11 protein-coding genes are annotated in these 12705 nt (G+C 32.1%); 3 read left to right on the top strand and 8 right to left on the bottom strand.

Annotated elements, in window-relative coordinates; translation table 11 throughout:
* Window positions 1-9: 9 nt before the first annotated feature.
* Genes Y10_RS16230 through Y10_RS16195 form a run of 8 tightly spaced genes read right to left on the bottom strand, consistent with a single transcriptional unit; the run spans window position 10 to window position 9065 of the window.
* Window positions 10-966 (bottom strand): glycosyltransferase family 2 protein, encoded by a 957-nt coding sequence (locus Y10_RS16230; protein WP_281766475.1) that lies wholly within the window; start codon window positions 964-966, stop codon window positions 10-12.
* A complete protein-coding gene (locus Y10_RS16225; RefSeq protein ID WP_281766474.1) occupies window positions 966-2330 on the bottom strand; it encodes a sulfotransferase in 1365 nt (454 codons plus the stop codon). The genes Y10_RS16230 and Y10_RS16225 overlap by 1 nt, the downstream gene beginning before the upstream one ends.
* A complete protein-coding gene (locus Y10_RS16220; protein ID WP_281766473.1) occupies window positions 2321-3550 on the bottom strand; it encodes an ABC transporter ATP-binding protein in 1230 nt (409 codons plus the stop codon). Before Y10_RS16220 ends, Y10_RS16225 begins: the two co-directional genes overlap by 10 nt.
* Before the next feature lie 9 nt (window positions 3551-3559).
* The gene (locus tag Y10_RS16215; protein ID WP_281766472.1) at window positions 3560-4372 is read right to left on the bottom strand and encodes a polysaccharide pyruvyl transferase family protein; all 813 of its coding nucleotides are present in this window, start codon (window positions 4370-4372) and stop codon (window positions 3560-3562) included.
* Window positions 4373-4374: 2 nt separating this feature from the next.
* Window positions 4375-5241: an ABC transporter permease gene (locus Y10_RS16210; RefSeq protein ID WP_281766471.1), complete on the bottom strand. Its 867-nt coding sequence runs from the start codon at window positions 5239-5241 to the stop codon at window positions 4375-4377.
* Window positions 5219-5818: a sugar transferase gene (locus Y10_RS16205; protein WP_281766470.1), complete on the bottom strand. Its 600-nt coding sequence runs from the start codon at window positions 5816-5818 to the stop codon at window positions 5219-5221. The genes Y10_RS16210 and Y10_RS16205 overlap by 23 nt, the downstream gene beginning before the upstream one ends.
* Window positions 5819-5821: 3 nt before the next feature.
* On the bottom strand, window positions 5822-8293 hold the full coding sequence (locus tag Y10_RS16200; RefSeq protein ID WP_281766469.1) for a GumC family protein: 2472 nt from the start codon (window positions 8291-8293) through the stop codon (window positions 5822-5824).
* Between the two features lie 13 nt (window positions 8294-8306).
* Window positions 8307-9065 carry a polysaccharide biosynthesis/export family protein gene (locus Y10_RS16195; RefSeq protein WP_281766468.1) on the bottom strand — a complete coding sequence of 253 codons (759 nt, stop codon included), beginning with the start codon at window positions 9063-9065 and terminating at the stop codon, window positions 8307-8309.
* 144 nt (window positions 9066-9209) lie between these two features.
* Between Y10_RS16195 and Y10_RS16190 the strand changes: the two genes are divergently transcribed.
* From Y10_RS16190 to Y10_RS16180, 3 genes are all read left to right on the top strand, one after another.
* Window positions 9210-11069, top strand: a complete 1860-nt coding sequence (locus tag Y10_RS16190; protein ID WP_281766467.1) for an ABC-F family ATP-binding cassette domain-containing protein — start codon at window positions 9210-9212, stop codon at window positions 11067-11069.
* A gap of 19 nt (window positions 11070-11088) precedes the next feature.
* A complete protein-coding gene (locus Y10_RS16185) occupies window positions 11089-11874 on the top strand; it encodes an O-methyltransferase (protein WP_281766466.1) in 786 nt (261 codons plus the stop codon).
* Between the two features lie 82 nt (window positions 11875-11956).
* Window positions 11957-12652: an ABC transporter ATP-binding protein gene (locus tag Y10_RS16180; RefSeq protein ID WP_281766465.1), complete on the top strand. Its 696-nt coding sequence runs from the start codon at window positions 11957-11959 to the stop codon at window positions 12650-12652.
* Window positions 12653-12705: the final 53 nt, after the last annotated feature.

Here is a 12705-nt window from a genome sequence, read left to right as displayed (position 1 = left end):
CATTTTCTTTTAAGAAAAAAATATGAGTTTTATACTGTAAAGATGAAACTTTAATCTAGTAAGTAGAGAAGGATTAGAAATTTCTATAGCTAGCCTAATATTTTGACTATTTCGCCTAAAAAAATTTAACCTAGCTATAATACCATTAACTGATGCAATTGCCTCATAAAATGACCATATATTCTTTTTATATAAAATATTGATCAATTCCCTATCACTTTTATCATAATCATAAGCTAGCTTGAGAGTTCTAAAACGATATTTATAAATATCTTCAATTTTCTTGTGAGTTTGAGATACTTTAGAACTTATCTGATTCTCTTGACCATTACCCCCTCTTATCGTAGCTAAAACTTCGTTTACATAAATTAAGTTTGGATTACAGAAAAACATCCTTATTTGAAATTCATTATCCTGAAACCTTCTAAACGACTCATCAAAGAGTTTTTTACCTTTTAAAAATCTCCTCGACCACATGCAAGCATTTAACTGTATTTCAAGAAAATCACTGGCATATTTTTTAAACAAGGAATGTTTTTCAGGAACAAACGAGTTTAACTTACTTTCCCGAAAACGGGTCAAATCAAAATTTGCATATCTATATAACGAAACTACTAAATCAGTATCCTGAGAAATCCCAGCCACTTTTTGCTCCAAAAATTCTGGATGCATATAGTCATCACTATCAAACCAATTCACATAATCTCCGTTAGAGCATTCAAAACCATAATTTCTAGCAGCATTTCCGCCTGGAAGCCGATTTTCTGGTCTCTTTAAAAAAATAAATTTAGAGTTCCCTCCAATATAACCTAAAATAATCTCCTCGGATCCATCATTACTCCCATCATCAACTATTACACATTCCCAATTAGAATAGGTCTGATTATTAACACTCTCAATTGTTTTAATAATTAACCCCTCCCTATTATAAACAGGTATTATTATGGAGATTAGAGGAGAAAACATTAGCTCGTATAAAATTTATTTAAAGATTCCATTATAACCTTATCTGTTTTCAAATTATTTATTTGAGAAAACTTGACATCATTATGAGCAAACCTTTTATTTGAAATAATTGGTTTAAAGACAAAATTACTTTCGTTTAAAAACCCAGCTAACTTTTCTAGTTCCTTGTCCAAATTATTTAATTCTAAGTGTAAAACTTTGGATTTAGGCAATTCTTTCAATTGCTCATCTATTTTACTAGTCAAATAAGACCAATACCATGTACACTTCTCAATTTGATTTAACGAAGTCCATTGATCCTGGCCCATGACACCTATTTCATCCGCCTTTAACCTATATCTGGCCCAATCATGTGTTGGCTCCTTAAGATCTCCTTCTGTATACCACCCTCGAGCTACCATTGATTTAACACAATCCACAGGATCACGTTTTAAATGAATAAATTTACTATTAGGAAAATAATCATTTAAATAATTTATAAAATTCCATAATCTCTGATCTGAATGAATAATCAATTGATTTTTGTCAGCATACCATAATTTATGATCAAAAATTTCATTTAATTCTTCATACACTTTTTCACCCAACGCTTTCTCGTTACTCAACCGAATTAATTGTCTAATATCCTCATGAAAAGCGACAAAGTTAGGGTGCTGATTTAAAATTTCAACTATGGAAGTTGATCCTGACCTTCCAGTTCCTAAAACAAAAACAATTTGATTCATTTTATTTTTGCTATAAGTATTCAAAAAAGACTCAGACATCTTTAATTTTAAAGCTTTCCCATTTACTCCTCCATACTTTTGTTCCTTAAGCAGTCGTTCATAATGATCGCTTGAACGCTTCTTTAAAGTTTTTTGACTTGAGTTACCAATTATTTCTAAGGGACCTACATCGCGACCTACTACAGATCCAATACCTATTATTGCTCCATCACCAATCCTAACACCTGGGACTATTGAAACGTTCATCCCTATCCAAACATTCTTACCTATTATAACTGATTTATGAATTTCATTATTATCATATGGCAAACATTCTCCTTCGTAATCATGATTAACAGTATAAATAGTAACATTTCTAGAAATATGAGTATTATCACCTATAATTAAACCACCCTTAGCATTAAAATAAGCATTATTTCCTATATGAATATTATTTCCTAATATAATTTTCTTTGGATTAATAAAAATCCAATTACTGCCATTCAACCTGCAATTAAATCCTACACTTTGAAAACTTTTCAAATACTTTTGTTTTACTAAAGCCACTTCATCTTTTTCAAATTTTAATAAATACCTATACAATTTGAAAAAAAACGGATCTAATTTTTTAACAAGTTTTTTTCTAATTTTCAACTCCATTTGTAATCTATATAAAATGATTTTCTCCTACCAGGCAACTTCCCGTAACCATAATAATCTCCTTTTTCTACATTAATATTACCTGCATCTCGAATACTCTCAACAGGTGAATTTCCATTAAATAAAGTAATAGTATAAGAATAAACTCCCTCACTTAATGGCCATTTAGGTATTTCTAAGGTAGCAACACCCTTGTTCTTAAAATATTTCACATCGATAACATCGCTTCTACAAGAAAAAAGAAAATTAGAAAAACTATCAAAAAAACCTATAGATAATGCAAATTGAAAAAATTCAGGATTTTCATAACTTACTTCTATATAGATGTTTTGACCAACTAAAACTCCATTAATCCTATTTTTAGAGTTATTTTTAAATTCAACACATCGTATAATTCCAAACGTTTTATAATAATGTAAATCTTTTAGTTTAGATTCATTCAAATAAAACTCTATTCCTTCATTAACATTTCCTGAGTAAGCTACTTGTCCACTATCAATCACTAGCAACCTAGAACATAAACTCTTAATCGCACCCATATCATGACTCACAAAAAGAACTGTTCTACCTTCTCCTTTGGAAATATCCTGCATCTTACCTATAGCTTTTTTCTGAAATTCAGCATCTCCTACTGCTAATACTTCATCTACTACCAAAATTTCTGGTTCAAGATGTGCTGCTACAGCAAAAGCTAACCGTACTTTCATACCGCTACTGTAACGCTTCACTGGTGTATCTACATAACGCTCACAACCACTAAAGGAAACTATCTCGTCTAATTTGGAGGTTATTTCGGCCTTAGTCATACCCAAAATTGCACCATTTAAATAGATATTTTCTCTACCAGTTAACTCAGGATGAAATCCAGTTCCTACTTCGAGTAAAGATGCAATCCTACCCGCACATTTTATACTCCCAGTAGTTGGTGTTGTCACCCTTGACAATATCTTTAAAAGAGTAGATTTACCAGCTCCGTTCTTTCCAATAATTCCTAAAACCTCCCCTTTTTCTACTTCAAAATTAATATCTTTTAAAGCCCAAACATAATCACTAGTTGCTTTTTTAGAACGATCGTTAGTATCACCTATTTTCAAATAAGGATCTTCCTTTCCCCTAACTTTATACCACCATCTATTTAGATCATGAGATAGTGTTCCTGTTCCTACCGTTCCTAATCTATACTGTTTGGATATATTTTCTGCCTTTAATATGACGCTCATTATAAAAACTTATTTAAAAGGACATGCTTTCATTAATTTCACCTTTAAACTATCTAAATTTTCCTTCTTAGGCAACGAAACTAAACTATTAATATAATCATTACACTGCTCTAAAGATAACTCTTCTTTATATATAGAAGGAACATATGGCTCTAAGCCTACTGACAAAAAGTAATCTTCATATTTAACTCCATCTCCAAAAACCTTACCAGAAAACTGAATCCATACCGCTGGAATTTGATAGGCATGACTCATAATTATACCATGTAATGAAGATGACAAAACCTTCTTACAAGATAAAATTTCATCTGTGGTATGTTCTATATCATTAGTCATCAAATCAATTACCCTAATAGCATCGTTATCCCGATACATCTCTTCTATAAACTTATAATCGTTATAGTGAGGGATTATACCTATTTCAAATTTCTGTTCAATTTTATCATTGGTATAGAAATCAGGTAATAATAAACCAGGATCACCATATACTTCAGGAACATCATATCCCAAATTCTGTAAATACGCTCTAGTTTTAGGTCCGCGAACCGCTAAAAATGTAGCATTCTCAACGTCATCTTTTAAACTAATAATTCCACTACCCCAAACTATCCAATCCTTTTTTACATGCGCCAATATACTTCCAATAGTAGCGTATACAGTTTGTTTACTAAAAAATTGAAACTTTTTTTTAGGATTAAACCAAACCACAGTTTTATTAGATATTTTCTCTACTAAATATTTCCCTAAAAGGTCACCGTAATTTTCTTTATTCTTACGTTGAATAAATATCTCACTCCACCAATACAGATTTATTTTTTTCATAATTACACTGTATCTATAAATGACTTTTCAGTTCTATTAAATATAATCAAACCTACTAAAAATATAAAGATAGATATACCAAAAGAAGCAAATAAACTTACATAAGAAAATGTTCCATTACTAAAAACCATATACCTAAAGGTTTCTACAATTAGTGCTAGGGGATTATATTTTACAAGCCATGCGTACTCAGGAGCCTTCTCTATTAAAAATGCTAATGGATACATTACTGCAGAGACATACATTAACAACTGTACCCCAAAAGTAATTAGAAAAGACATATCTCTATACTTAGTTGTTAATGAAGATAAAATCATTCCTAGCCCTAAACCTAAAAGCGCCATAGCTATTAACAGAAAAGGGAAAAACAATAATGTTACATTAACTCCAAAATTATGCTCTCCTGCAAAAATATAATAGCAATAAAATACTATAAATATAAAAAGCTGAATAATATATTTCACAATGTTAGAAATCACTGTAGACATTGGCATAATAACCCTTGGAAAATATACCTTACCAAAAAGATTTTGATTAGTAACAAAGGTTGAAGAGGTAGTAGTTAAACACTCTTTAAAATAGTTCCACAAAGAAACTCCTGCAAGGTTAAAAAGAAAATTAGGCACACCCAACGTTTCTACACCTGCTACGGTATTAAATATTAGGGTAAAAGTTAATGTTGTCAACAATGGTTGTATCAAAAACCATAAAGGACCTAATATTGTTTGCTTATAAACAGTAACAACGTTACGCTTCACGAACAATGTTAGTAAATCTCTATAACGCCATATTTCAGCAAAGTTCAACTCTAACAAGCTTCGCTTAGGCGATATTTCATAAATCCAATCAGGCTCCTCGGTTTTTTGCATTGTTTTTTTTAATAATTAATAGCAATGTATCTAACAAAATCTTTAAATCTTCCTTAAACGTCCAATTTTGAACATATAATCGGTTCAGTTTAACTTTATCTGGCCAAATCACACTCTCGTTATAAAAAACTGGATTCTTTTGTCTTTTTAAAATCTCCTCTTCATTAAAATACTTTAGAGATGCCCTACTTGTTAAACCGGGTTTTACATTTAGCACCATCTTATCTCCTCCTTTTAATTCATCTGCAAACCCTACCAGATCAGGCCTAGGCCCCACCACACTCATTTGAGATAAAAAAACATTAAAAAACTGAGGTAGCTCATCCAATTTCCATCCTCTTAAAAAACTTCCGAAATTAGAAGGTTTGGCTCCGGTATTTTTTAAAGTTCGTATTTTAAAAATATAAAAAACCTTTCCTCCCTTTCCTATTCTTTCCTGAAAAAAAAGACCAAATTTAGTAGTATCAAAAGTCGCTATTATAATTAAAAAAAGTATTGGTATTAACAATATTATTATAGCCAAAAGACTTACAACAATATCAAACAATCTTTTCTTAATCTTATCTAAACTAGACAACTTTTACGATTTAAATCTACTAATTAATCTTTTAAAGATAGAATCCCGCTTCTCTCGTTCATGATAACCATTTCCATAGTTACCATATCCGTAACCATACCCATATCCATAACCGTATCCATATCCATAACCCGACTTACTTCCAAAATCATTGAGAATAACACCAGTTGGTCCTAACTCACCTTTCTTTCTTTTATCATTAATCAACGTAAGCATTTCCTTCTTAGAATAGTTGTGCCTTACCATATATAGCGTTACATCTACATATTTTATCAACTCTAAAGAATCTGCCACTAACCCCATAGGAGCGGTATCTAGAACAATAATATCATATCGTTTCTTTAACTCATTCACCATCTGAGTCATTTTATCACTAATCAATAACTCTGAAGGATTTGGAGGTAGAGGTCCTGAAGTAATTACATCTAAATTTTCAAAACCAGAATATTCAATAACCTCATCTAGTTCCTTTTGACCTATTAAGTAATTTACTACCCCTACATCATTATTCAAATTGAAATCTCCAAAAATCTTAGGCTTTCTTAAATCTAACCCAACTAATACAGTTTTCTTATTACCTAGAGAAAAAACAGAGGCAAGATTAATAGAAAAAAACGTTTTACCTTCTCCACTAACCGAAGATGTTATCAAAACAGTCTGACATTTATTATCATCTACTTCCTGTTTTGAAGACCTCATAAAATACTGTAAACTAGACCTAATTGCTCTAAAAGACTCTGAAACTGCCGATTTAGACTTTTCAAAAACTGCTAAATTACTTTTCACATAACTATGACCAACCATTCCTAACACAGGCAAAGAGGTTAACCTCTCTATATCTTGAGCGCCGTGAATTTTGGTATCTAATAGCGTCAAAATAAAAATAATTATAAAGGGTACTAACACACCTGCTAGTGACGCCATAAAATAATTTTTAGAACTATTCGGAGTTAAAGGCCCCTGTGATAAATTCTGGGCAGGATCAATTACCTTAATATCCGAAACATTGGCTGCTCTAACAAGACGTGCTTCATTTTGTTTCACCAAAAGCATATCATAACTCGCCTTACTCAACTCATACTTACGTTGAATATTATACAACTGCTGTTCCTCTAAAGGCAATTTATTAAACTCAAATTTAGCCCTTTGCAACCTTGACTCTAGAGTCGCTAAATCAAATTGAAGCTTCTCTTTTGCTGTTTTTATATTCTCTATCAACACGCTCTTCAAAGCGCTTATTTGCTCATCAATCTTTGTATAATAAATAGGATTCTTAACATTAGATTTTATCTTATCTCTCTGAACAGATAATTCAACAATCTTACCAACGTTCATAAGAATATTAGGATCCTCTATACCTGATGAACCAGGAGCTGGCAGTGAAGCGTAATCAGATTTATTAACTAAATAATCTCTAAGTAAGTTCAAATAAGCTATTCTAGAGGTGACAGAATTTTCCTCTATCTGAAGACCTCTCATTTCATCATTAATAGCACTACCCTTACTTGATAAGTCAAAAATTTGCTTATTCTGTCTAAAATCTCTTAACTGCTTCTCATTTCTTTTTAAAGAGTCGGTAACCCCTTCTAACTGCTCCTCTATAAAGTTGAGTGTATTTGTAGCAAATTGATTTTTTTGGTCTAATTGATCTTTCTTAAGCACTTGAATGGTAGCATTCAAATAATCAGCCAAAATATCTCTATTAGTACCTACTAAGTTCAACCTTAGCATTGAGGCCCCTTTTACCTCTATATCAATATTAATCTTTCTAAACTTATTAACTTCTGAATTTATAGAATTAAAGCGAATATAGTAGACTTGCCCTTTGCCGCCTTTTAAATTACCTCTCTTAGCTATAACACCATGAAAATAAGGCTCAGAAATCTCTTGCCCTAAAACATATTTTTTAGAGGTCACCTTTGAAGTTGATAACTTCTCTGTAGAACCATCTACATAACGTGTCAGATTCACTACTTTATTTTCACCAGGATCTAGTGAAAGTGTGTACTCCGACTCTGAAACAAAAGTTAATTTAACAGGCGTGCCTAAAACTTGAAAATCAGACTCATCAATACTTACAATAAAAGGAGCTTTATTATGAATATCTTCCATTCTAAATCTCCCTTGCTTCATATAATGAATATAAGTTTGCGTAAGTCTTACTACATTTTCATTATGAGATCTTGATTTTAAAATAGTACGCACCGTTTCTACTTTATCAGATGCCCCTCCGTAATTAAAGGTCAAACTCATACTACTAGTAAAAAAAGGATTCGTCTCCTCTTTCACAGAAATAAGGGTATCTAACCTGTATAATCTTTGTGTTCTTAAGTTTATATAATAAGCTACCCCTAAGGCTAAAATGAGACATAGTACAATAATGTACCAATAATTAACTAACCTTAAAAGAAATCCCTTGGTATCAAAACTGGTTTGAATTTTACCAGACCCTATTTCAAAATTACTATCTAACATCTTAGCTTGTGTTTTATAGGGTTCTAATTAACAATACTGTACTTGTTAATACAGAAAAAACAGAAAATATGGTTGTAAAAGTTTGTAAACCATTTGTACCAGCACCTATTGATTTTTGCGGCAACGGATTAATAATAATCATATCATTAGGTTTTACAAAATAATAAGGTGAGCTTATCGCATTGGCATCTGTAAGGTCTATGTGATGTATTTTAGTACCACCAGGATACTGCCTTACTATCACAACATTCGCTCTATCACCTACATCTTTCATGTTTCCTGCTATAGCTATAGCTTCTACAATATTAACTCTATCTCTAAAAACAGTTAATCTTCCAGGGCTACCAACTTCTCCTGTCACCGTAAAATTAACACCTGCTAATTTCACACTAACAAAAAGTCCAGATTCAGAAGTTAAATATTCGTCGTAAAGTTTATCCTCAATTTTTTTTCTAATTTCATCAACGGTATACCCTAAAACATTAATCTCTCCTAGAACAGGTATACGTATTGTACCGTGTAAATCTACACTGTATCCATTCAAATATAAATTAGCATCTGAAACCGATTGTGATTGAGCTGCCCCTTCATTCTTGGTAAACATGGCTACCAACTGCGGATCTTCTGCCTTCAAATCAATATTCAACACATCATTCACCTGAACTCTATAAGGCTCTGGCAAAGCAGAAACCATTTCTAATGAATCTATTTCATTCTCGTTGGGTTGCAGATAAGTAAGCTGCTTTCGAGAAATGCATGAGTGCAAACCCAAACAAACAACAAGTAATAAAAAAAGAAATTTAAATCGCATTTATAATGTGCATTTTGAGCAAATATAATCCTATAACATTAATTAAAAAATTTTAATATGGCTATTGTCTTTTTTTCCGTTTAATTTGCAAAAAACATAGAAGAAGTGAATTTACTATCTGTCGAGAATATATCTAAATCTTACGGTGAACGCGTTTTGTTCTCCGATCTTTCATTTGGAATCAATCAAGATCAAAAAATAGCCTTAATTGCCAAAAACGGTACTGGTAAAACATCCTTATTAAATATTATTACTGGTATTGACACTCCAGATACTGGTCAGGTTGTTTCTAGAAACGGTATACACATTGCATTCTTACCCCAAGAACCAAACCTAAACCCAGATTTAACAATTGAGGAAACTATTTTCCAATCTGACTCCCCTATTCTCACAGTACTTCACAATTACGAACAGGCTCTTAAAAATCCTGAAGACACCAAACAGTACCAAAAAGCTTTTGAGCAAATGGAACTTCATAATGCTTGGGATTTTGAAACTCAATATAAACAGATACTCTTCAAACTTAAATTAGAAGACTTGAACCTAAAGGTTGCCAATTTATCAGGAGGACAAAAGAAACGACTAGCATTGGCTCAAATTCTTATTAGTAAACCAGACCTTCTTATTTTAGATGAACCAACCAACCATTTAGATTTAGAAATGATCGAATGGCTTGAGAATTATTTTGCTCAAGAAAAAATAACGCTTTTCATGGTTACTCACGACCGTTTTTTTCTGGAAAGAGTTTGTAATGAGATTATAGAATTAGACAACAACACTCTATACCAATACAAAGGAAACTACAGCTATTATTTAGAAAAGAAAGACGCTAGAATGACTGCAGAAGCTGCTTCATTAGATAAAGCTAAAAACCTCTACAACAAAGAACTTGATTGGATGCGTAGACAGCCAAAGGCTCGAACTACAAAATCTAAATCAAGAATTGACGATTTCTATGTAATTAAAGAAAAGGCACACCAAAGACGAAAAGAACACAAGGTGCAGCTAGAAATTAATATGGAACGCCTAGGAAGCAAAATCATAGAAATACACAATGTTTCTAAAGCCTATGGCAACAAACAAATTTTAAAAAACTTTGAATACACTTTTAAAAAAGGAGAAAGGGTTGGTATTATAGGTAAAAACGGTACTGGAAAATCTAGTTTCCTAAACCTTATTACAAAATCTACCGCTCCAGACACAGGTAAAGTTATTGTTGGCGACACTATAAAAATAGGATACTACACACAGTCTGGTATTGAGGTTAAACCTGAGCAAAAAGTAATTGATGTTATTAAAGAGTTTGGAGAATTTATACCATTAACTAAAGGTAAAGTTATCTCTGCTGGTCAACTTCTAGAAAGATTTATGTTCGACCGTAAAAAACAATATGATTACGTTGAAAAACTGAGTGGTGGAGAATCAAAACGTTTATATTTATGTACCGTATTAATTCAAAATCCAAACTTTTTAATTTTGGATGAACCTACAAACGATTTGGATATTGTTACCCTTAACGTATTAGAAGATTTTCTACTAGACTACCCAGGATGTTTATTAGTGGTTTCGCACGACCGCTATTTTATGGATAAAATTGTAGACCACTTATTTGTTTTTAAAGGTGAAGGAGAAATTGAAGATTTCCCTGGAAATTATTCTGACTACAGAATTTATGAGGATAGCGTAGAAGTTGAAGAAAAAACAGAACCTAAAAAAGAAAAGAAAAACTGGAAAAAAGATGCTAATTCTGCACTTTCATATAATGAACAAAAAGAATACAGTAGAATTGAAAGAGAACTGAAAAAGCTAGCCGAAGAAAAAGAACAAATGGAAGCAGCATTTGCTGACGGAACTATTTTAGCAGACCAGGTAAATGAAGCCTCACAGCAATTACAAGCCATTCTAGACCAAATAGAAGAGAAAGAAATGAGATGGATGGAACTTATGGAAAAAATGGAAGAATAATACATCTAGCAGCTACCACATGAACACACATTTAATACGTGCGTATTTCAAATTCATTGCTAAATCTACCAATCAACATGGGGTACACTCCCCTTTTGTTTATGATTTTGTAACAAAATGCTGCTATAATAAAGCAAAACAACCTGAATACAAACAGATAAAAAACTACCGAAAAACGCTTTTTAAAAACACAACCACTATTACTGTAGAAGATTTTGGAGCAGGCTCTAAAGTATTTAAATCTAATCAAAGAGCTATTCATAAAATTGCCAAAACTGCAGGAATTACATACAGAAGAGCCAAACTACTATACAGAATTACAAACTATTTTTCACCAGAAACCATTTTAGAGATTGGAACTTCTCTAGGGATGGCTACTTTCCCTATGGCATTAGGCAGCAAGAAAGCAAAAATAACCTCTATTGAAGGCTGTAACAATACCGCAAAAACCGCAGCAGCTAGCTTACAGAAATTCAACATTAAGAACACTAAAATTGAAATTGCGGAATTCACCTCGTTTTTAAACCAACTACCTAAGATTAATCAAAAACCGTTTGACCTTATCTATTTTGATGGCAACCACACTAAAATAGATACACTTAATTATTTTGAATTATTACTACCCTACAAGCACAACAATTCTGTATGGATATTTGATGACATACATTGGTCTAAAGAAATGACTGAAGCTTGGGAAATCATAAAAGAGCATCCGGAAGTACAAGTTACCATAGATAGTTTTTACTGGGGCATTGTTTTTTTTAGAAAAGAACAAGCAAAACAGAATTTTACTATAAGACTGTAACAAATAAAAGACAACTACAACTAATAGGCTAAAGAATCCAGTATTCACATTTTGGATTTGCTAATATTAAAATATAAACTGTATGAGTCTTATATCTATTTCTGATATTCGAAGAGATTTTAAATTAGGCACTGAAATAGTTCATGTACTAAGAGGTATTAATCTTGAAATCAAAAAAGGAGAATATGTTGCTTTAATGGGACCTTCTGGTTCTGGTAAATCAACTTTAATGAACATCTTAGGTTGTTTAGACACTCCTACTTCGGGCAGCTATGTGCTAAACGGCAAAGATGTAAGTAAACTTTCAGATGGTGATTTAGCCGAAATAAGAAATAAAGAAATAGGATTTGTATTCCAAACCTTTAACCTGATGCCACGAACATCTTCTTTAGACAATGTTGCATTACCAATGGTATATGCAGGTGTTTCTAAACACGACAGACGTGAAAGAGCTATTGAAGTATTAAAAGATGTAGGACTAGCAGATAGAATGGATCACAAACCGAATCAGCTATCTGGTGGACAAAGACAAAGGGTTGCTGTTGGTAGAGCTTTAGTAAATAAGCCTTCTATTATATTAGCCGATGAACCTACTGGTAACTTAGATACCAAAACCTCTATTGAGATTATGAATTTATTTGATGAAATTCATGCAAAAGGAAATACAGTAATATTGGTAACTCACGAAGAAGATATTGCAGAGCATGCTCACCGTATAATTAGACTTAGAGATGGGCAAATAGAAAGCGACTTACCTAACAGAATAAGTGCTTCTTAACTTATACTATTTTCTTATAAAATCTATTTAAGAATCTTTGTACCTTGTTGGCT

Source organism: Neptunitalea lumnitzerae, assembly GCF_027924185.1.
Lineage (GTDB): Bacteria > Bacteroidota > Bacteroidia > Flavobacteriales > Flavobacteriaceae > Neptunitalea > Neptunitalea lumnitzerae.
Note: the sequence above shows the minus strand (reverse complement) of the source record. Positions and strands in the feature narration are given on the sequence as shown.